The organism is Loktanella sp. F6476L, assembly GCF_023015725.1.
Classification (GTDB): Bacteria; Pseudomonadota; Alphaproteobacteria; order Rhodobacterales; family Rhodobacteraceae; genus Yoonia.
In genome coordinates, this window is record NZ_JALKAR010000023.1 from 1 (window position 1) to 21,871 (window position 21,871).

21 protein-coding genes and 1 pseudogene are annotated in these 21,871 nt (G+C 52.1%); 11 read left to right on the top strand and 11 right to left on the bottom strand.

What is annotated here, in order from left to right:
• Window positions 1–674: 674 nt before the first annotated feature.
• From MWU61_RS19170 to MWU61_RS19215, 10 genes are all read right to left on the bottom strand, one after another.
• Window positions 675–1,133, bottom strand: coding sequence for a hypothetical protein (locus MWU61_RS19170; protein ID WP_247130081.1), 459 nt, complete (start codon window positions 1,131–1,133; stop codon window positions 675–677).
• Window positions 1,133–1,417: a hypothetical protein gene (locus MWU61_RS19175; RefSeq protein WP_247130082.1), complete on the bottom strand. Its 285-nt coding sequence runs from the start codon at window positions 1,415–1,417 to the stop codon at window positions 1,133–1,135. The genes MWU61_RS19170 and MWU61_RS19175 overlap by 1 nt, the downstream gene beginning before the upstream one ends.
• 290 nt (window positions 1,418–1,707) lie before the next feature.
• Entirely contained in the window at window positions 1,708–2,115 is a 408-nt protein-coding gene (locus MWU61_RS19180; protein WP_247130083.1) for a hypothetical protein, read from the bottom strand.
• Window positions 2,116–2,129: 14 nt separating this feature from the next.
• Window positions 2,130–3,887, bottom strand: coding sequence for a hypothetical protein (locus tag MWU61_RS19185; RefSeq protein ID WP_247130084.1), 1,758 nt, complete (start codon window positions 3,885–3,887; stop codon window positions 2,130–2,132).
• On the bottom strand, window positions 3,887–4,942 hold the full coding sequence (locus MWU61_RS19190; RefSeq protein ID WP_247130085.1) for a DUF4123 domain-containing protein: 1,056 nt from the start codon (window positions 4,940–4,942) through the stop codon (window positions 3,887–3,889). Before MWU61_RS19190 ends, MWU61_RS19185 begins: the two co-directional genes overlap by 1 nt.
• A gap of 1,908 nt (window positions 4,943–6,850) precedes the next feature.
• Window positions 6,851–7,276 carry a type VI immunity family protein gene (locus MWU61_RS19195; RefSeq protein ID WP_348645609.1) on the bottom strand — a complete coding sequence of 142 codons (426 nt, stop codon included), beginning with the start codon at window positions 7,274–7,276 and terminating at the stop codon, window positions 6,851–6,853.
• A gap of 508 nt (window positions 7,277–7,784) precedes the next feature.
• The gene (locus MWU61_RS19200) at window positions 7,785–8,837 is read right to left on the bottom strand and encodes a hypothetical protein (RefSeq protein WP_247130087.1); all 1,053 of its coding nucleotides are present in this window, start codon (window positions 8,835–8,837) and stop codon (window positions 7,785–7,787) included.
• An 8-nt stretch (window positions 8,838–8,845) separates the two neighbouring features.
• Complete coding sequence (locus MWU61_RS19205) at window positions 8,846–9,961, bottom strand: LysM domain-containing protein (RefSeq protein ID WP_247130088.1); 1,116 nt, start codon at window positions 9,959–9,961, stop codon at window positions 8,846–8,848.
• Window positions 9,954–10,310 carry a hypothetical protein gene (locus MWU61_RS19210; RefSeq protein WP_247130089.1) on the bottom strand — a complete coding sequence of 119 codons (357 nt, stop codon included), beginning with the start codon at window positions 10,308–10,310 and terminating at the stop codon, window positions 9,954–9,956. The genes MWU61_RS19205 and MWU61_RS19210 overlap by 8 nt, the downstream gene beginning before the upstream one ends.
• Window positions 10,311–10,312: 2 nt before the next feature.
• The gene (locus MWU61_RS19215; RefSeq protein WP_247130090.1) at window positions 10,313–10,759 is read right to left on the bottom strand and encodes a hypothetical protein; all 447 of its coding nucleotides are present in this window, start codon (window positions 10,757–10,759) and stop codon (window positions 10,313–10,315) included.
• 75 nt (window positions 10,760–10,834) lie between these two features.
• On the opposite strand from MWU61_RS19215, the gene tssI reads away from it, so the two are divergent.
• From tssI to MWU61_RS19270, 11 genes are all read left to right on the top strand, one after another.
• Complete coding sequence (gene tssI, locus MWU61_RS19220) at window positions 10,835–13,156, top strand: type VI secretion system tip protein TssI/VgrG (RefSeq protein ID WP_247130092.1); 2,322 nt, start codon at window positions 10,835–10,837, stop codon at window positions 13,154–13,156.
• Window positions 13,157–13,159: 3 nt separating this feature from the next.
• The gene (locus MWU61_RS19225; RefSeq protein ID WP_247130093.1) at window positions 13,160–13,879 is read left to right on the top strand and encodes a hypothetical protein; all 720 of its coding nucleotides are present in this window, start codon (window positions 13,160–13,162) and stop codon (window positions 13,877–13,879) included.
• 28 nt (window positions 13,880–13,907) lie between these two features.
• Window positions 13,908–14,696 (top strand): hypothetical protein, encoded by a 789-nt coding sequence (locus MWU61_RS19230; RefSeq protein ID WP_247130094.1) that lies wholly within the window; start codon window positions 13,908–13,910, stop codon window positions 14,694–14,696.
• Window positions 14,697–14,706: 10 nt separating this feature from the next.
• Window positions 14,707–15,111, top strand: a complete 405-nt coding sequence (locus tag MWU61_RS19235; protein WP_247130095.1) for a hypothetical protein — start codon at window positions 14,707–14,709, stop codon at window positions 15,109–15,111.
• A complete protein-coding gene (locus MWU61_RS19240; RefSeq protein ID WP_247130097.1) occupies window positions 15,111–15,842 on the top strand; it encodes a DUF4123 domain-containing protein in 732 nt (243 codons plus the stop codon). Before MWU61_RS19235 ends, MWU61_RS19240 begins: the two co-directional genes overlap by 1 nt.
• A 15-nt stretch (window positions 15,843–15,857) precedes the next feature.
• Window positions 15,858–16,157 carry a PAAR domain-containing protein gene (locus tag MWU61_RS19245; RefSeq protein ID WP_247130098.1) on the top strand — a complete coding sequence of 100 codons (300 nt, stop codon included), beginning with the start codon at window positions 15,858–15,860 and terminating at the stop codon, window positions 16,155–16,157.
• Window positions 16,158–16,176: 19 nt separating this feature from the next.
• The gene (locus MWU61_RS19250; protein WP_247130099.1) at window positions 16,177–16,590 is read left to right on the top strand and encodes a hypothetical protein; all 414 of its coding nucleotides are present in this window, start codon (window positions 16,177–16,179) and stop codon (window positions 16,588–16,590) included.
• Window positions 16,587–17,483, top strand: coding sequence for an HNH endonuclease (locus tag MWU61_RS19255; protein WP_247130101.1), 897 nt, complete (start codon window positions 16,587–16,589; stop codon window positions 17,481–17,483). The genes MWU61_RS19250 and MWU61_RS19255 overlap by 4 nt, the downstream gene beginning before the upstream one ends.
• An 11-nt stretch (window positions 17,484–17,494) precedes the next feature.
• Entirely contained in the window at window positions 17,495–18,022 is a 528-nt protein-coding gene (locus MWU61_RS19260; protein ID WP_247130103.1) for an SMI1/KNR4 family protein, read from the top strand.
• Window positions 18,023–18,120: 98 nt separating this feature from the next.
• Complete coding sequence (locus MWU61_RS19265) at window positions 18,121–18,774, top strand: ATP-grasp domain-containing protein (protein WP_247130105.1); 654 nt, start codon at window positions 18,121–18,123, stop codon at window positions 18,772–18,774.
• A 228-nt stretch (window positions 18,775–19,002) separates the two neighbouring features.
• The gene (locus tag MWU61_RS19270) at window positions 19,003–19,944 is read left to right on the top strand and encodes a hypothetical protein (RefSeq protein WP_247130106.1); all 942 of its coding nucleotides are present in this window, start codon (window positions 19,003–19,005) and stop codon (window positions 19,942–19,944) included.
• 631 nt (window positions 19,945–20,575) lie between these two features.
• On the opposite strand, the pseudogene MWU61_RS19275 reads toward MWU61_RS19270, so the two are convergent.
• Window positions 20,576–21,782: pseudogene (locus MWU61_RS19275) on the bottom strand (IS3 family transposase).
• Window positions 21,783–21,871 lie beyond the last annotated feature (89 nt).

Below are 21,871 nucleotides of genomic sequence, written 5' to 3' on the forward strand. Positions count from 1 at the left end.
TAATCGGTATCTTTGCTTCAAGCCATTTGGCCAATTTACGACGTTCTTCGAGGTTCAGGTGGGGGTAGCAGCGTCCCATTGATCAACTCCATGCAAGGTTCTGTTTTAATACAGAATTCGCACTTCATTTGTGAATCCACCCCCGCCACACAAGAAAAACCAATAATCAGGGTTATGTTAAGTGGAGGGATAGGAAAGATATTCAAGGATAGGCTGTGAGTCTAACTCATGTTACGCGATGCCAAGTAAGCAATATTATCCATTTCAATCCGTTTGATTTTGATCCGTACCAAACCCAAAATCTCTAAGATTTATGCCTCTTGCTTTGGTTCTTGCCGGATGTGTTCTTGAACAGCGGCACTCACGTATTTGAGAAAATCTTCAAAAGAGATACGCACCTCTTGGTTTCCAGAATATGTCCAAAATTCAATGTACCCAAATCGTTCTGCTGGCCCGCCTTCATCTTCAGCCAGTCCTTCAGGAAACACACATTACAAATTTTCTGGATTATACCCTCGTTCATGTGAAAATTGCCGAGTACTTTAGCAATTTTGATATCGTTTAATCCGTTAAGGAAGTACTCGATTGGATATAGATCAAGGCTAAGTGAAATTCGTGTTCTTATCTAGTTCACTTCGGAAAAATCCACGTTAAACGCGCAGGTTGTGAGATCACTATCCGAAAGCAGTTGATCCGCGAAACTGGCTCGCTAGGCGGAACTCGGCTTCCGCAGTCGGACCATCTGCAATAAAATTGAACTCATGAGTTGGGTACTCAATGTCAGCCATTGGAAAACCCAGCTCTTCAAGCGTCTCGATCCAAGCCACGGTTTTGAAGATTTCATCAAGTCTCATAAAGGCTTTTTGGTCTTCAAAGTAGTCATGATCTAAAAATGCATAATCATTCACGACCATTAGGTTTGGGCCGTTTCCTGAATGGACCCAGTGATCCGTAGCATCAGGCTTTAACGCCTTGTTTAGAAAACCCAAGAAGCGTTCACGATTGTATGGGTTATTAGCGGCTTCATTCATTACCGCCGCCAAACAGCTTGATGCAACCGTCTTGCCATCCCATGCAATCCCATAGCCATCTGTATATGGTAACTTAATAATTTTTAGAGATGCTTTGTTCATTAGTCCTCAAACATGAGCGTATCACCATTCAGAACCATCACACCGCTAACATCATGAGAAATTTGTTTCAAAATGGTACTCAGAAACTGATACTGGCCTTCAATATTTTCCTTTCGTATACGCAAACCTGCTGCGGATTGGATGTTCATTGACCTCCCTAAGCCCGCTAAGATTTCGTGATCAAAACGTCCCGGTGGATAAACATCTTTCCAGTCTGAGTGGATAGAAAATCCAGATTCATCAACGACTTTCTTTAAAAAATCTCTTAACTCTTCTTCGGACAAATCTGAATACAGGTTGATATCTAGCGCAATCTCATTAGCCTCCTACACTACCGTCTGATCTTACAATCATTAGATCGTTGAGGCCATCGATTGGCCAGTCATCGAACTGGGCCTTCAAGTGTTTTAGTTAAGTTACAGCCTGTGAAGTCGACCTCAGCAAGCGCGCTCGCAATGAGTTGTTTGCTTGATTTACCGCCGGTATCGAGCCACCCTGTGTGTTGTTTGACTAATTCGTTGAATTCATTCATATTCATGGTCAAAATTGTGCCGTTACCTTCGAAAATGCCCTTTCAGATGAGAGAGTTAATATCTTCCACCATACTTTCAGGGGTGCAGCCTTCTATCCTAAGATCGCCACTTTCGGTATTTTCAATAACTTCTGCAAAGTACGGTTTTCCGGCACGATAGACGATGTGATCGAAAGGTCCATTTCTGGTTTCATCCGGCTCTGATACGTCAATGCCTTCACGCGATAGACCAATAAATGACGCTCTTAATGCAGCTTCCGTTTGGTCGAATATGAAAATATCAAGTGCAAATGAAAAATCTCCTGTCACCCTTGATATGAATGCGCCATTACGGCTTTCTTCTAAAAAATCGTAAGAAATGACGTCCTCTTCGGTATTTTGAACGTCATCGGGCATCAAGCTCAGATATTTCAGCGCGAACTCAAGAGCATCAGGGGTAACTGAGATCAATATACTTCTTTGTATCAACGGCACTTCCTCCAAATTTCTAAGACTTGCGCAATTTTTTCACTGTCTAGCCCTGGGAAATTTTCAGCAAACTTCATCGCATTTTCATAGGGCTGTCCATTCAACTGCTTGATGAATTGATGCTGTGCACGATCGATATTGATGATCCCAGGTCCAGCCTTGGGAAATGTAGTGCCCGTATCTGGATGGTATCCGTAAGTCCGCCCATTAACAACGATATCTTCGCCGATTAGCTGATACTGACCCCGCTTCAAGGCGTCCATATCAGCGCCTAAATCAATATCCGGGTCCACCATAGAATTCATTGCTTTTGTTGGATCTTTCCCTCTTGTTTTGCAAGGGTCATGTCGCCGGACAGGACGTTTGGGTGGGTTATCTAATTTCCGCACAATACGTATATTGCCACCGTTCATGCCAAGCGTATTGGGATCCACCTCGATCTTGTACTGTCGCACGCGGTGTCTGATGCGCGCGATGTTGTCGGCACCGGCGCGTGCGAGGGCTTCGATTTCGTCGTGCAGGCCTTTGCCGATACGTGCCAAAGCACGGATACCGTCCACGAAGGCCTCAAGGATATTCGCGAGGACCCCCAAGCTACGGGCTTTGGTCGCCAGCCCCCGCAGCTTCACGATAAATGTTGCAAAACGCCCGGCCAGTAATGGGATACCACCCCCGCCTAATAGGGCTGCAATCACCGCTAAAACGACCTCAATAAGGACCTCTGGCAAGATGAACCCAGTCACGACGCCGGACATTTCAGCCCAGAAGTTCGGCGTCATGTTCATGGCAATCGCCATGAGGATATGAAAGACATATTCGAACGCGTTAGTGTCGCTTGCGATCAAAATCAGACGTTCAATCCAATCCTGACCATTATCAATCAACTGCGCAAACAGTTCACCTAGTTCGCCCGGAAGCTGTCGCAGGCTATCCAGGGCAGATTCCATGAGATCAACAGTGCCAGACGCAAGATCACGCAAAGCTTGCATGATGATATCGAGGAATTCACTCAGATCATCGATGTCTTCAAACAGCCCAGTCACACCTTCAGCGACAGTTTCAGCCATTGATGTCCCATAAACAAACATCTGGCCGAACAAGCCGCCATATCTGAGCAAGCCTTGTTCAAGAGGCGTTTGGTTCTCCACGTAGCTTTCATACCAAGCTGTCGCAGCCTGATATTGAGAGACCGCCAGATCACTTACACCGCCCCAGAAGCCAGCCTCGCCTTCATACCAAGACACCAGCCCCTTACTAAGGCCACGCAGACGCGCATCAGGGATGGATAAAAGCCCCTTTGTTTCCCATTCGAGCACATAAGGCGCCAAGTCGATAAGTGCCTTGTCACGGAACTGCGTCAGTGCAGTACCAAGGTCTGCCATACCGCCATCAGCTTCGCCCCCACCTTGCGGAATAATCGATGCGACGACACTCCCGTGTGCGACTTCAACAGGTGGCGTTGTTCCCATCGTCACCAGCGGCGCAGTGGGTGCATCACCGTCTTTCTGACCGTGGGCAATCAATGGCTCGGTTGTCAAAGAACCGTCAATCACGATGCCTGTAGAGTCTTCGAGCCGCACTGCGCTATTGGTAAGAGGCGTAAACCAGCTATCGGTGTAGTTGGCTTCTACAGCAGCCTGTCCCGTACAGGGTAAACAGACACGCTCCATATCACCTTGAGCAGACGGCGCGTTTGCTTGCGCGCGTGCGGCCACATCACTTGGGCTTGGAGATTGGCCGTTTCCATCTGCCATTACAGTAACCCTGCTTGGTGTAGATCGTCTAACCGGCCTTTCATACGAACCATTTTATGCTCTTCATTCAAGGATGATTCTAATACTTGTTGGATATATCGATCTGGGTCACGGCATTCGAATTCTTCGCCGTATACAAGCTGCCAAGCTGCAAATGTATGGACATGCCGAACCGCTCGCACTTGATAGCGGTCCATTTTTTGAACCACACGGCCTACCAAGTCAGTCAAGTCATTCTCTGTCAAACCGCTGGCCTCATCGGCAAAGCTCTTGCGTAAAGCTAAACCGACTTCCAATTGACGACGGCGCTGCATAGCCACCGCAATCGCTCTTTCATCAGCAGATACGAATTTGGGACTCGTGGGACCTTCCGAAGATATCTTATCTTGTGGAAGCGCGTGAACGGTCACATGGCCCGGTATCGGACAGCATACATAACTCGCAACTGTGATCTCATCATAGCCATGAAACAAAGGGCAGCGCTGTTCTGATCGATTACTGTGTTCAGTGATGTACGCTTGTAACACCAGCGGTTCCCAAAACCGGAAATACCGCCAACGTCCATCGGTTTGCTGTACTTTTGTGAACCTCCTGAAATGAGCGCAAAGATCAGCCAAAGATGCATCTGACCGTAGATATATCCCTGGCTCTTTGTCCCAAAAATGCCATGGCGCGTCAGACTGTGTGAACAGGTTGCGAGTGAAGACGTTTTCGTCTTCGAGCTGGACGATCCAAGGGGCTACGTCCTTCAGCTCGTCGTAGGCATTGCCTTTGAACAGACAATGGTGCGTGAGACCTGAGACCTCCAGCAATTCAGGCAGGTTCGGCACTTTGGCTGCATCAAGGATCGCAAATGTATGCAGCGCTGTATCGCAGGGCCGGCCGAAAAGCGACTCGTAAAGCGCATCCGGTACAGTCTTCAAATCCACGACGCCAAGCTGCGCATCAAGCGGATCAACACCGTCGATTGTATTGATCTGCAAGTCTGGCTCGTCGGGTGCCCCAGCCGTTTTAGGCGACTGAACCCAGTAGTCATCAAAATTGTCAGCGTTCAAAATACAGCGACTTTCCTAAGCCTCGATCACACCTGCCAACAGATAACCCTAGGCAGCAATAACGCAACTTATAAGCGTTCGATACGGCTGGGGAAAGGCGGTGCTATAATGCTGGTTTCGAGCTTAAATAGAATTTGTAATACAAGCTACATATCCTGCTATCTTACTATCTCAAACAGCCGTTTGGACTTCGAAAAATCGCCGGGCCAGCCTGGGCCAATCCTGCAAAATGCCTGGGCCAAACGCGTCCATGACGAATTAACCCGCTGAAAATAAACAGTAAAAATGCTATACCACTGAAACACCTTCAAAACGCCCCTTACGCCATTGTTTTTGCGTGCAAAAACGCCTGCCGCAGAGAGCTGCATGACGTGTGTAATTTTTATGGGACTGGCTGTCCCACGAGATGCATTCCTTCCAAGCAGGTTTGGGTGCTTTGTCACTGCCGACCCGCAAAAGGCTAACAGAACGATTGCGCAAGACAGGGGAATTGGAGGCCAGAGCCACGCAGCGCACGCTCAGACTCACCACCGCCGCGCAAAACGGCCCGAGAGCCCTGACGAAGCTCACTGAGGCGCAACTACTAGCAATGACTCCCTTGAGAACAAATGAAACCAACAGCACCCAGTGCCGCTCATTTCACGGGCGGCATGACTTGGCTACAGAACCCGCCCATTCAATTTTGCAGGGCCTCAGTGTTCGTGCGAGATATCTTCACCATTACCCAGTCAAAAGATCGGTCCAACTAGCCTCAAAATTTCTACACACGTCACGCAGCTCTCTGCGGCAGGCGTTTTTGTTAGCAAAAACAGGCCCTTACAGGCGACTAGTGGGTCGCGAAGTGGTTTTTGCGTTTTACGCATTTATTTCAATGACTTGCGGGGCGCTGGACGCGTTTGGCCCGGCACTAATTTGTCGGCTGGACGCATTTGGCCCACGTTGGCGTTTACCGTGAAAAGCAAATTTTGACAGGGTGTTTCGTACGTTCAATAATCACGATTTATGCTGTTTTTACCTAGGATTGATGGAATGGACTGAACTTGCATCATGGTTTTCGTACGGTAATGTGTCCGAAACTCATTTCGGACAAAATGATCCTGTATTTTGAGAAAGACCGCACCTATGCCTGAAGCCCGAGACTTCATCTATTGCCGTCGAGATCCGGATCTAGCGGATGGGGCAGTCAGTCAGGGGCCGACGTCGTCCGAGCTTACGATGATCCGCGGGCGACTGAAGGCCGCACGAGACGAGGGTTTTGACGTGCGTAAGCAGGATGTAATCATCGAGAATGTGAACGCGGCGGTCGCAGCGTCAGGTCGCCCAAAATTTACAAAACTTTTGCGTAGTCTGGAACCGCAAGACGGGCTTATTGTTTGCGGCTCGACGAACTTGGACACAACGCAACTGATATCTTGAAGACGATCCGAAAGGTGGCTGACCGCGGCGCCGAGGTGTATTGCATGGGGGCTTCACGCGATCAACTGTCGTCAACCGAGCAGGTCATGAGCACGTTAAAGGCCCTCGCGAAACTTGATCAGAGTGCGGCGAAAAAAAGAGTGCGGGACGGGCGCCCGTCGGACGGCCCCCGTCGCTTTATCCAAAGGCGCGCGCCAAAGTCCGGGCAGGCCTCGCAGCGGGCGAGAAGATCACCGATCTCGCACGCAGGTTTGATACCACCCGGCAGACGATTATGCGTATCCGGAACGCAAAGGGATGAAGCCACCACAATCACTCAAGTAGGCGATTCCCCCTTTCAAGATGCCTTTAAAAGAACTGCCGCATCCATTCAAATTCGCCATGTTTGCCGGAGGGGTTGACCAAATCTGCTACGCCAACGCCGTAGGAATTTGATGCTATGGCCGATCATCGCCATTCGATCAGCGATACGCCTCTGAGGGGCGCATGAACTCAATCATCATCGCGCTCCAATGCGTTGAGCCATCCGTTTGTGACATCGCTCCCAAAAATCGTCCCAAAGCTTTTGACTTTTGGAAGCCGCGCTGGTGCCAATGCCTTTGCCACCCGTCTGTAAGCTGGAAGGATATCGCCTGTCGTGACATCCCCAATTGCGGGCGCCGCCCCCGCTTGAATGATTTTGCCGTCGCCAAGATCGTGACAGATGATGCCATCGTCGCCTTGCAACGCTTGGACCACCTGATCGGTGCCGCCACAGAGTTCATCTAGCATCTGGTTCCGGACGAACGTAAGCCAGTTCACACGCTTGATCCGTGGTAAAAACCAAACATGTTCAGGCCAGTATTTGAGCAGATGTGCGGTGACCCAGCCGCCGTTTTCGTAGTCTAAAAGCTGCGGCAGGATTGTTATTTCACTGATCCTGAGGACCCGCTCCCAACTGTCACACTGCGAGTTGTGGCTAAGGCTAAAACGCCCCTTTTTCGCTCATTCGCTTTTCAGATTTAGGTGAGCTCCGAGGCAGCATTTGTCATAAATCCGTCCTTGAAAACCAAGGCTAATTGAGCCGCCGCATTGATATCTTTAGGAGCGCCCAAGCGCATCCATCGGACGACCTGATGATATCTTGCAGGCCCTGAACAATTTAAGTTTACGGCGCGTACAGAGCCTTGATGCACCAAAGGTACAGAAAGCACTTGAAGAGGCGCTGGGATAATCCGAGTAGACAACCAGTCTACCACAGGACGGATTGAAGACTGTGTCGGTTCCGTCGTGCTGTCGTTCAGCGACGCCGCAAAAGGCGGCGATGAGTAAGCCGGCTTGACTGAATTCACGCAGAGCAGGCGGATGTGGTCCAGCAAACTGCCAAGGGCACCGGTTGACCAGATCGTTTCCAGAAGAACTTCTTGTCGATTATTACTCTCGTAGTTCAGACCACGCCTGCAGCATGACTTTCCAAGATGATCTCGAAAACGCGTCGGTTTATCGCCCAGCTTTCGAAATCTGTGTCTGCTGCTGGTGAAAGAAGTGTGATCGACAGCGGCAGGCTACTTGTGATGTTGCGAAGACAAAGCAGCGTCACGCGTTGACCGTCGACAGTTGTTCCCCGTCTGATATGAGCCGAAAATTTACTTGCGCCTTTAGTTCCTTCGAGGATCAGTTGCGCATTATCGAGACGTACGCCCTGCGGCTTAAGTTTTGCCAGAAGTGACTCTTCCAGCGCCTCTGGTTTTATATCGAGCGCCCCGAGGCTCGCGACGAGTGTACCTGTAACGATTTCATCTCTTTTGTGCTTGAATACAGCTGACGCGCCGTACCGTGGCACGTCAGCGGTTGGTTCGCTGGCCCAACTTTGGGGGAGAAAAAAGGCGGCTTCGCCCAAACTGCTTTTCAAGCTTTGCTCGCCCATAGCCTCTGCATATTTAGTTCCGGATGGGGCTAAGAGCTTGAAACGACTGGCAGCGATCAGCGCAAACTCTTGAAGCCAAAGGTTGTCAGCGTCGCCTTTAGGGTCAATTGATCCATCAATGAGAAATACGAGATCGCCGTCTTTGACAGTTAACATGCGATGCAGGCGGCCGGTTTCCTGCGAAAGAAAGACGGCGTCACCCATGATGCCATTCGGGGTCGGCAGCTCACGAAAGGCCGCGATGTCAAAACCTTGTGTCTTGGCCCAAGTGCGTAGCCAATCGGAACCGTTCATTACACGGGGTAAGAATGCGCACCAAAGGTTAACATATGCATCGTGCGATGCGCCAAGCGCCGCGGTCGTACCGGGCGCCGCAAAGGCAAGCCTGAGGATGGGGTTTGTTGCGGACGGAATATGGTCTGCACCGATCGTTTCCACCGACCACAGCTTCGGCAGCGCATATTGAAAAGCACCAGACGTGAATACGCCTTCGCGCACGATTACATCCATGAACCCAGCTTCAATCACGTCTGGGGTGCTCAAGGGATGTTCAAGTATCTGAATTTCTGCCATATTTCCCCCTATGGCCCGTCCGGCCTTGCACGGTTATCATAGCTTGGTCCGACACTAAGGTCGAAGTCTAATTTGGCCCCCACTAGGGCCGCCAATGATGCACCGAGACCGACATGGTATCGTTCTGTGTCGAGGTTTTGATACGCATGTGCCTGCGCGCCAAGCGCGGCTGATCCTGCGGAAACGCCCGCTTTCCCACGTCCCGATATTGTCCAGTCCGTAAATGGGATCGGTATGTTAAATTCGCCTGTGGCGTCAGCCTTTGCAGCCATGGCTTCGGCACCGAAACCAACCCCGACCCCTGCCCTGTTACCATCCGAACCAAGAAGGAAATTGCCCTTGGCTTCTGCCGACATCAGGCTGTATTGGCCTGCGGCCTCGCCCAGTGGATTGTTTTGATCTGATCCGACAAATACGGAAGCACCGTGCTGGACAAGGCTCGCTTCTGCTTTGCCACGCGCGCCGATACCGTGGACGATTCCGCCTTCAACTTGGGCATTTGCCGTCATCACGTTTAACTGGTGTGAGCCCCCGACCGGAACGTTTTCAGCCGTGCCGACGTGGTCCATCCGTGACAATCCAAGCCCGATTTGACCTTCGGCATTCCCTATCAGGCCTTGGCTTTCCGCGTCACCACCTGCTTCGGCATAAATGACGTCGACGTTTTCATCGCCGCCAGCGCGAACGATTGCTGGTTTTTCAGACGCATTTCCCGCATCGGCGGGACAGTTGCATACGACTTCTTCGGGCTGTGCGTCTTCTTTTTCCTCTGCAGATTCCTCTCCGGCTTCGACGCCGTCTTGTGCCGCAGGTGGGACATCGGGCGGGGTATCTGCTGGCGGCTCAGCAGGCTGGCTTGGTGCCACGGACGACGGCGGCGCCGTTTCTGCGTGCGGGGATGGTGTTGGCGCTGGCGTTGGTCCACTAGGTGCGGACATGGTCGGTGAGGTCGACATAACCGACGGTGCAGCTGGTGGGCTTGGTACGATCAGCGGGTCGCCCGCATAAATCAAGTCGGGGTTGCCGATACCGTTCGTGGTCGCAAGGTGATTGACGGTCGTGCTATGTGACCGTGACAGGCCCGAGAGCGTATCGCCCTTTTGAATTTCGATCGTCTCAGCCATGCTTTTTTGAACCCGCAGTTATATATGCCTTGATCCGTTGAAGGCGGACCTCAGCCGAAGCACGAGCGGTAATCAGCCCGCTTAACCATTGATACTGCGTCATTTTCGGAAACGCATATGGAAAAGTGACAAGAATAAAACTCAGCCGTGTGATCTCTTTTTCAGTCCAAAATCTATGTTGATGGCAAATGTGAAAGGCCTGCGTGATACGTGCGTCAACTTCGTCATTGGGAACATCGCTTAGCTTTTCGGCCATAAAATCGCGCAGTTCGCGGCGCAACTTATCATAAAAAGCATCTGCACTGGATTGTCGGAAACGTGTGAACTGTTCTTGGGATAGCGAAATCATTTCTACGCTTTCGCCTTGAACAAGAAATAGGCCAAAAGACAGCTTGCGATGCAGATGATGATACACAACACGACGCCAACCGTACCCGCAATTTGCTTGATCTCAGGATGCAAGCCTATCTTGGCGATGCGCGACTCCGTTTGATGACCGCCTGAGGCAATCATACCCTGCACAAAACCAGCGAATGCCCTCCAGATTGCTGGTTGTGCAAAGGCAAAGCCTACACCGCCCAAAAGCGCGAATACCGTTTTCATCGTGCGTGCGGCAAGATCTCTGTCCCCGTTGAACAAGCCCAGCATGCTCTCTCCGGCGATCGCGAGCAGGATCAAGATTGCAAAACATGCGTAGGTTACGAAGAGCATCGTTCGTTTTCGTCCTATCTTGGCAGTTCCGGCTAATAGCGCCGCCTTTTCGAGACTTAGAGGCTTTGCAGCACCGACGCCAGCCACAATCTTGAGTTGTCAACTTGATACGCAGCGCCTAACGTTCCGATCAAATAGCAAGTTTGCACAAAGGGTGCGTGAATGGCGATTAAGTTAGACCAGACTGGGCGTTTTGGCCGATTGGCGACCGAACTGGGCAAAAATAAATTAGTTCTGACAGGGTTTCACGGTGAAGATTTCGTAAACAACCTGTTTGATTATCGCGTTGATGCACTCTCCTTGGATCCTGACATCGATCTTGCCGATCTGATTGGGACACAAGCAACCGTCACCTTTGACGCCCTGACAGGTGAACCGCGCCATTTCAACGGTATCGTCACCGAAGCACAGAACATGGGGATCACGGCGACCGGAAATGGATACCAATTATCGCTACGCCCCTGGTTCTGGTTGGCAGGACAACGTGAAAATCACCGGATTTTCCATGAAAAAAGCGTTGTCAAAATCATTGAGGAAGTCTTTGCAGACTGGTCTGGTGCGTCCAATCCACTTTTTGAGAACCGTTTGACCGGTGACTATCCCGATCTCGAATACACCGTTCAATACGGTGAAAGCGATCTAGCTTTCGTCTGCCGACAGATGGAACGGTTCGGCATAAGCTATCATTTTGACCACACAGAAAACGGCCATACCTTAGTGATGACGGACGCGTCCGAAAATTTCACACCTGTTTTTGCCAATACCCGGCCCTATCACAATACAACGAGCGACCTTGCTTTTGATGAGGAACGGTTGTGGGGCTGGATAGCAGGGCGTGGATTGACGACCGGTGTGGTCCGGCTCGCAGATTACAATTTCAAGACACCCAAAAGATCCATGGAAGTGGACCGTGCCGCTGACGCTGGCTACGCTAATCATGGCGCGATCGAAAAATATCGTTACCCCGGCGATTATCTTGATCAGGGAACGGGCAAAGGTGTGAACAGTTTGCGTCTGAAGCAAGAACAGGCCCGCGACCGGCGACATCGTGTGAACGGCAATGTCGTATCGCTGAGTGCTGGCATGGTGATTGCGCCGCGCGATCAAGCGGTTCCCTTGGTGAAGCCGGGTCCCTATGTTTGTCTGGCTGCAAAGCATTCTTTCGAGACAAATTATTATAACTCGGGTGACGACAGTGGTGATGCTTCGTCCTTCGAAGGGGAATATGTACTGACCGAGGTCGACGCGCCTTTCGCCCCCGAACTGATCACAGATCGTCCGATCATTCACGGCCCTCAAACCGCAATGGTTGTCGGAGAAGGTGAAATCGACTGCGATGCGCATGGCCGTATTTTAGTGCGTTTCCATTGGGACTTGGCTGGTGCCAATTCGATGCGGTGTCGCGTTGTGCAGACGTCTGCATCGGGCGAATGGGGTGGCATGATTATCCCGCGCATCGGGATGGAAGCTGTCGTCGAGTTTCTTGAGGGTGACCCTGACAAACCGATGGTCACGGGATGTGTGTTTAATGGGGGCACAGACAGCCCCTACAAGTTGCCAGCCAACAAGACCAAACATGTGATGCGCGCTGACAGCCACAAGGGATCTGGGTTTAACGAGATCAGTTTCGAGGCGGAATCCGGCTCCGAGAACATGGCGATTCACGCACAAAAAGATCAGACGATCCGCGTGCTGAATGATCAAAGTTCGAACATCTCATCAAACCGGATGGAGAATATTGGTGCCAACGCCAGCACTGCCATCGCGGCCAATCAAATGGAGCGGATCGGTGCCAACAAAAACACGACCGTCGGCGGCGGTGGTGCGGGTCTGTTGCAGATGCTGATGCCGCTGGTGCAGGCTGGCGGTAAGATGCTGACAAAGGGCGGTCAAAAGTCTGGCGCGCCTGGGTCGGTTATGACCTTTGCGAGTGGTGTGTCAGGCGTGCTTGATATGCCAAAGGAACTCGCAGCTATCGCGCAGAAAAAAGCACTTAGCAGTTCCGGTGGTCACCGTTCCGCGGGGGGGGCGGCGCAACTGGCGCAAAGTGCGATCATGTCGAAACTGCTGTCGATGTTGATGCCGTCATCAGGGTCGATGAACACAACTGTCGAGAAGTTCAAAAAAGACACGATCGGGCAAGCCGCAACCGAGCAGATCGGCGTCGCCAAGAACACAGTTGTGGGCCAAGTCATGACCACGTCAGTGGGCAAATTGATGAAGACTAAGGTGGGTGAAGACTACGACCTGGAAGCCAAAAAGAGCATCTTTAGCCGCACGACGACGCACACCCTGCACGCAAAAGACAAATTTGTCATTGCCGGCCCTGGTGGCACGATCATCATTGATAAGGGCGGTATCACGCTCAAGACAAAGCACCTGAAAATCAAGTCGCCCAAGGTCGACTTCAGTTCTGGTGCTCCTGATCAAGTGGACGCATTGAAGTCGGACAAGCCCTTCGTTCAAGACTGTAAGGGTAAATAGCGCATGGCGGCGATGACCTTCAACAGTTGTGCCCATTGTGACGACTGCGATGACCTGCTGACTGAAATCCAACGCCGGATGCACAGCACTGAATCCGGTGGTGACAAAGGTTTGTTGACACGTATCAGTGAGCAAATGTTCGGCTGCCAAACGCCTGCCAACACTGTCAGCACACAGGCTGCTTGCGCAGGGCATCGTATGCAAGGCACTTGGGATGGTCACAATCGGGCTATCAAAACCCAGCATGGCCGGCTCCGCGATGCTGTTGATGATTATGATGACAATGATTGCGGCGACCTTGTAACGGACCAACCTGCAGCGCAACGCTTCATGAACGGAGCACGAGCAGCTGCATACGCGCCATCACACGAGGTATCTCCTGGATCTTACCAGGGACCTGCCGGATTGGCTTCTGTGGCGGCTGATCCTCCAGAACCTCCCACGCGAACGTGGGGCGAATGGGCGCGGGATCAGGCCCAAGCGGTATGTGTTGGCGGGTTGCGCGCAGGCGGTACGACACTTGGAGCGTTGGGCGGAGGTCTTGTGATGGGCGGCGAAGGACTACTTGTCGGCGCGGGAGCAGGTACGCTAGTCGCCCCCGGTCCGGGGACTGTCGGAGGCGGCATTGTCGGCACCGCAACAGGCGTCACAACTGGCGTCATTGTCGGCGGAGGAACAGGTTACTTGGCAGGCGATCAAGCAGCGGATTGGTTATGTTACTGATGTTATACGCGAAATCGGATGAAGGTTTATGACGACGGACATTTGGAACTATCCCGACACGGAAGCGGTGTTTGCACCAACGTCGCGGCATGAACAGATCGTATGGCTTTCGTTAGAAAGCCTTGCATCGTTCTGGAAACATTACCCCGTTCTTGAAGGATGTCTCGCGGATGTCCGTACGGCGGCACGAGCGGCATTGGAACCTTACCAACTCGGACAAACCCAGGACCCCGCAGAACTCCGATTTGCAGCGGCTTTACAAGCATGTTTGCAACCCGCAAAGGCACAAGACGTCGCTACCTTTCTGGAAGGTCTCGCTGATCTTCAAGGTCTAGAAATGATTGGACCTTGGCGCAACTTCTTTGGCCAACACCAACGTCAACTTTACGTAGAAGGGTTGCGCCCCGAAGCAGCAGAACTGCTCGCGGCCTCTTTCCGCGATGATGTGATCAAGGTGAAAAAAGATCGTGAGGAAATGCTTCGGAATGAAGTGACTGACATCGTTTTGTCGGACTGGGATCTTGCAATACACGCCTACTATGGCTTGAACTATTTTAGTACGGACCAATTTGACAAGAGCACGGTACTGGTTGGCTTGAATGGCCTGACTGATGCGACACTGTTCAATCGCTTTTTACAGGAGCAGGTTCTTGTTCTACCTGCCCATGAACAAGATGCCCTTTTGACTGCGGTGCGAGAGTCGTGGGTCGACATTGCGCAAGCAGATCCCATCGCCGCAATGAAAGGGATTGCAGTTGATGGGGTGGCCGAAGCCGCGAAAATACCACCAGCGGCACAGCTTGTCATAGTGTTATGAGGAGCGCGCCGTGCATTTAGATGACGGGTTTTTCGAACGTGCAGAAATGATGCGCGACCGATCGCATTTGTCTGCGCTAAAGGATGCAGTGAGCGCGGTGCCATCTTTGGCCGGAGCGGGCAAAGACGCGCAGGCCTTGATGGCCGCGGCAATTGACCAAATTTGGTCCGAAGCCTCCGCGCTCGGTCTTCACTGCCCTGTATCTACGCAAAAATATGTTCTGATCCACATGACCCGTGCAAGGTGGCGTAATAACTCCACACATTTGGCGTTTGTCGCGCGGATGATTGGCACACCCAACCAAAATTGGCGGATGGAAAGCGGAGTATTGGCAGTTTATCAAAATGTCGTTGCCGCACATTACCTGATTCCGGCGTTAACCGCGTTTATTGCTAAGGAAGAGTTGAAGCTGTGATGAATTCCGACCCTACGAAAGACGAAGTCCCTCCACTTCCAGAGTTTCTTGCGCCTCCTCCGGAAAAAGAAGCCGCAGAGTTGGGTTTGACCGCGACGGTTTTCGACCCGCTTGAGGCGGATGAAGTTGCACGAGACAAGGCTGGTGACACCGAAACGCCGCCTTTGCGCGCCTATCTGATGCTTGATGCTTCCGTCGATCCCGATATCGCCGTTTGTCTTCAGGCGTTCGATAGCCCTGCACGTTGTTTATTCGATGGTGCGGCGTTTGAAGAATTATCCGAAGTAGGGCCGTGGGTGGTTGAAATCACCCGCTATTCAGATGCTTGGGATTGGTTTGTCGAGGATGGTTTTGGCAACAGCTGGGGCATCGTGATTCATTCGCGGCTGGAACTCATGCGTCTCAAAGTTCAGATGAAAAAGTTCATCAAGATCACAGATGACACCGGCGAGACATATTTTTTCAAATTCTACCGGCCTGAGCATTTTAACACGTATATTCCGGCGTTTGACGCAGCGCAGCTTACAAAATTCACAAAGGGCGTAGAGACATTCTTTGCCGAGAAAAACGATGATCCTAAGATTTTGATGGCCCATCAACCAGTCGATGATCAACTCCTGACCAAAGAGGTTGATCTGTTCGCCGTAGGTGAACCGCTATTGATTAAGCCACCATCGCCTGAAGAGGCGCAGGCGTGGATAGATGCAGCCATCGCGGCAAGCAATGCATAATAGGAGAGAATGAAAATGGGTAAACCAATTGCAGTTCTGGGCATGATGCATGTGTGCCCCAAGGTTGAACCGGGGCCACGGCCGCACGTCGGTGGTCCCGTGATCGATGCAGGTCAAAGCCATGTAAAATTTAATGGTATCCCGTTGGCCGTTGAGAACGGCAAATGCATGTGTACGGGGCTGCCAGGACCAGACAAGATGTCCAAGGGGTCATCCATCGTCAAGATCAACGGCAAGGGCGTGATGCGGGTTGGTGATTCAACGGGTCACGGTGGCAAGATCGTAGCGGGCGTGCCGACGCTAACGGCTGATTGACGACCTTAGGATTGATCACATGCTACGCATTTCTCAGGACCAAATAGCTTCCCGTGTCGATACGGATGACGCCTTTGCTGAGTGGTATATTCAGGACGTCTTGCGGAACCATTTTCCACAGGACTATTGGGCATTGTCTGACGAGAGTAAGCGGGAAATGGTGTTGAACGGGCGTAGCTATGCGCGATCTTTCGGCTTAACAAAAAATGAAAGCCAAGCTCGTTTCGTAACACTCATGTGGTTGATTGGCCCTAACTTCTATCACTTTGACGGTTACAGCCATGCCTTAGCCGAACAGAACCTCACCGAAACAATGCGGCTCGATAAGTGCTTCGATTTGCAGAAAGATTTGGCGGTCGTCGCTATACAAGGGGCAGACGCATTGTACTGGTACCCACACATGGTTGCATTGAGAAATGAGAGATCAGTATGAGCGCTTATTTGCGAGAGGACGGCGTTGACGTCAATCAACAACGTACGGCTTGGCAGGAACTGAATGATTTAAACAGCCAATACGGTGAACTTGTCGCAGATGGCGGTTTGGCTGCCGCCAGCTTTGCGCCACCGCCATGGGGGACTGCCGCAGATGTCGTGTCCATTGGTAAATCGCTCTGGTCTGGCAACTGGGGCGATGCTTTGTTCGATACGATAGGTATCGTTCCGCTCTTTGGGGACGGGATCAAAGCTGGCCGTCTCGTTAACAAGGCAAACGATTTACGACGTGCTCTTGATGTTGGTGGGCAAGCCATGCGGGCATCCTTGAGGAAGACAAAGGACGCGGCTGGTCGTTATTGGGATGACATCGTCAGATCCAGCCGTGGTCGGTATGATGAAGCGATTGAAGCATGTGGCGGAAGCCGTCGCTGTATGGATAAGAAAGCCAGCCTGAAGGGCCCACAATATCGCAACACACCCCGTGAATTTGATGACGACGGGAACCGGTTAGGTGAATGGCTGGACAGCGACGGCAATCCGGCAGAACGCGGTGACGGCATTTGGCATCCCAATGGCGCCACCGGAGATCCTGTCGAATACAAGAATGGTTTTCCTGATTTCTCCAGCCCCTCCCATTCAGCGGGATCCGTAGAAATCCCAATGCGTGGCAACCATAGTTCAACGAATGGGACAGGCGACTATGCCGTCGCCGAAGACGCGTGGCGTCAGCAACATGGCGACATGCCGGATGGATACGACGACGGTGATTTCATTTGGCACCATAAAGAAGATGGCGTGACGATGGAACTCGTGCGTTCTGAGGTTCATACCGCGAATAGACACGCTGGCGGTGCTTCGCTCCACGCTGGTTCACAATCAGATAATTTTTAGAGGACATAGAAATGCCAGCTCGAAAAGTGATCCCCAAATCGCCCTGTAGTGCCGATGAAATTCTAGCATTTCTAGGGACCGCAGCGAATGCCCCTGAACTATCAACATATGTTCTATTCTTAAGCCGTTATGGTGGCGGGCACGTTTTCCCCAACTCTCTTGTGGCAAATGAACCAATCAATTTTGAGTTTTCTGATCCGAAATGGTCATTGCAAAGCTTTGTGACTGTTGCAAAAAATATGGCCGATCACGACGGAGCATTGCAGCAGGGGCATTGGGACGAACAGTTCCGCCCCATTGGGCGAACAAGCGCTGGCGATAAAGTTCTGTTAGGCGTTGCTGCTGTGAACCTTGGGCAGGTTTTTTATTGGACGCCCGATGATGACGGTATTTCATACCGATTTGTTCGTGTGGCCGACAGTTTTGAACACCTCTTGGATCAAATGGAGTACTACGAAGATCAAGGTATGACGCCGCCGTGGAACCGTATGGACAGTCCCGACAGCCCCCCTGCGATCGCGCTAGACCTGACAGTTTAATCATGTTTTTGCCAAGTACAGTGCGCGCTACTTTTCCCGAGAATTGGCCTGACGCGCTAAAAGAACTGTCTGTTCCCGCTGCGGAAATAGAGGTCGATGTGAGCGATGTGCAAATGCTTGGCACATTTAATGGTTTTGTCAGGCAGAACACCGAAACGCCTCAGGTACATGGATTTAGCGACGAATTTTACGAAAAGGTCGAAGCGGGCCTCACGGACTTCCCGACCGGCGTCATGCCACGACTGGGCTATTGCAGTTGGAAGGGGTCAACGATTGTCCATAAGCCTGCAAAAACGTTGGCCGATGTCATGCAAACCGTGACACAAAACGACCCCCGAATTGGTCGGGCGCTAACCTGTGCAATCGTAGCCGAAGAGAGTGTGACACTTCATCTTCGGCAATGGCAAACAATCCCTCCCTCTTCCGAGTTCCGCGTTTTTGTAAAGGACGGGGCAGTATTGGGTGTTTCTCAGTATCATTGGCGGGAGTCGTTTTCAGAACTGTTGCGCAACGCGTCTGGTTATGCAGATTTGCTGCAGACACTATTGTTGCAAGTGCTCCCCGTTTTGCACTTGGATGAGTGTGTCATCGACGTTTGTGTGAATACAGAAGCGGCGTTCGTTATCGAAATAAACCCCCTGATCAAGCAGACCGATTTCTGTTTATTTGGGCGCAATGGCGGCGATGATTTCGACGGATCAATGCGGTTGTTCGATGGACGCGATGTTGTTTCGGTCCGGCCATATTCGTAATTGAGGCTGAGAACGCATTCGCGCCTTGGGATCCGCATATAAGTTTGATCTTACCACAACTATCACAAGAAGCTTCGCCCGCCTCACGCAACGACTGATAGGCTCTCATCGATATACACCAACCAGTCGGACTTACCACGATACAAGGGGCGTTCATCGGCATCTACGCGTTGGCCGGGAGGTCAGCTCATGTTGCTATTCTGCGTGCTCCCCATATGGTCGTCCCCCATGACCAACACCCTCTTTTCGCACCACCTGACGACACCAACCCCCATCGCGATGCCTGCGTTTCGCGCTTGTGCAGCGCTGGATGGGGCGTTGTCGGATGAAGCGAACAAGACCTGCGCGTCTGATCTGTTCGAGGCGTTCTTGGACAACTTCGGCCCCGACATCGCCTACGCCGCGACGTCCGGTAGATCACGGTGGACACCGAAACTGGTGAAACCCACAGCCACGAAATTGAAGCGGATGAGAGAGGTGATCGCGAACGGTTTCAATACCCATACCGGAATGCGTCTGTATGGTCCCGATACGAATGCGCTTGGGAAGCCAGCGGTGCCTTTCCTCAGCATCACGCAGGTTTATCCGACCTTCATCGTGATCGACATTGCGGTTCCGCACGATCATCCCAACCGCGACGCCTTTGCGCAGGCCAGCGATCGTGCCTTGCGTCTGGCAAAATTGATGGCGGGATATCAAGGGTTTGGATTCTTCAAATCCCCGATCAGCGGATTGGCTGATAACAATTTGCCCGTTGCATCCGACCGCTTCCGCGCCGCGACGATGGCCGAATGGATGGGCAATCCGTCTTGTACCCTCTGGTCCCCGCGCACCGCAGATAATTGGCCAGGATATGAAGCAGGCATCACCGAACTCGGCTGGCGCACCTACGTCGGTCGTATGTTTACGGACCGCATCACGGCCGCCCCTGCCGCGAGCTTAACCATCGAAGACATGCCCAACATGCAGATCGTCACAGCAGGCCCCGCCCCGATCTGGGGCGACGTTAACGCGAACGAAGACATCACGGCCTACAAAGACGCCTACGCCTACCTCGCCCCCGCATTTACCAGCCGTGACATGTTGCGATCCAGCACGCTGGGCGGGATCCCATCCTACGACCCTGCCCGCGCCGCGGTCGTTGATGGGTACCTTAACCGTTTCGCCTAACCGACGCGTGTTTTGCGCAAGATTATCAACCAATAGTTGCCAAGCGAGGATCATCTCTTATTGTGGCGCTGGTGATGAAGTGCTGAGATTGATCAGCGACATGAACGCCATCTTCAAGCAAAATGACCGTATGGGTTCGTTGTCTACAATTCTTGGGCAGGATGTGTTGAACCTGTTAAGCTTTGACGGAGAAGAACATCTCAACGAGTTATTCACTTCCCGCATCGAAGCATTGACCAAGACCGATCACCTCGCACAAGGTCCCGGCAAAGACGTCGCACGCTTGTGCGTTAACCAAGATCGCGGACAAAACCCACGGCACCGTGCAAGGCCCGCAAACGGCGGTCATGGTTGGCGAAGGCGAAATCGATTGCGACGAATACGGCGGGATCGTGGCGCACTTCCACTGGGACCCCGACAAACCACTGGTGACCGGGTGTGCTTATAACGGTAAGAAAAACGGGCCTTACCCGCTGCCCGCCAACAAAACGTGGTCGACATTTAAGACAGACATACACCAAGGGTCCGGCTTTAAAGAACTACGCTTTGAAGAAGAAAAGGGCAAAGAAGTGACCTGCGCCCCAAGTCTCCTCCAGCTTTGCGTGGAGTCCTTGGGGTTAAGTCTTTGGCGTTAGGCCGTCATCTTGTCCATCGCCTTTCTTTGCAAAAATTCCATCGGTGTCAGGTTCCCCAATGCTGAATGTGGTCTGCGCCAGTTGTAATCTTCCTGCCATTCTTCCAGCGTGGCTCGCGCATCACCTAATTTGCTGAACAGCGTTTCGTTGAGGCATTCGTCTCGCAGTTTGCCGTTGAAGCGTTCAATGAAGCCGTTCTGCTGGGGCTTCCCAGGTGCGATGTAATGCCAGTCGATGCCTGTATCCTGAACCCATTTGAAGATGGCCATGCTAGTGAACTCAGTGCCCCCTCTCAGCAGATTGCTTTGCAATCGCCTGCCGGGCAATGATTATCCGACACGATTGTCTTTGGCATGCCGCATTCAGCGATGATCCGATCCAGCTCACGAGAAACGCGGTGGCCAGACAACGAAGTATCAGCCACCAGCATCAAGTTCTCACGGCTGTAATCATCCAAGACGGCAAGAATGCGGAAGCGACGCCCGTCTGTTAGCGCATCGGATACGAAATCCAAGCTCCAGCGTTGGTTCGGACCGTCCCTTGCCCGGCAGTTGATTGCAAAGCAATCAATGAGAGGGGGGCAGCACCATCGGCTTCCTCGTACCCAAAGCGCGCTTCCTGCCACCTCTGCGGCGTACCTGTAGCTTCTCTTCGGTGTAAATGCGCCTCACCTTTCTGTGGTTCATGACAAAACCCTCGCGGGCAATCATCACGTGGATACGACGGCACCTTAACCGCCGCCGTTCCCGCGAAATGCGTTTGATGGCATCTCGCAGCTCAGCATCATCTCCACGCTGTGACAGGTATCGCACCGATGACCGATCAAATTGCAGCACATCACACGCCCGCCGCTGACTGACCTGATGTTGCTCCATCAGGTGCGCCACTGCTTTCCGCTTTCCAACGGGCGTCACCACTTTTTTGAATTGATGTCTCGCAGCATGGCGTTGTCCATTGCCCGACAGGGTATTGCGCAGCAATGTCCCGAAAGGGGAACATCTGTTCGGCCAGCAGCTTCTTCAGCTTCCCGTTCTCATCCTCAAGCGCACGCAATCGCTTCGTATCCGACGGCTCCATGCCACCATACGTCGATTTGTATTTATAGAGCGTCGCCGAACTGATCCCGTGCCGTCGACACACATCAGCGGTCTTCTCGCCAGCTTCTGGACCTGTCGCGGTTTGATGCCGCTCCTTTGATAGCATTTACTGCAACAAAGGAGATGAACTATGGGACTGAAACGTACGGACGAATTTCGCCAAGATGCGGTGCGGATTGCATTGACCAGTGGGCT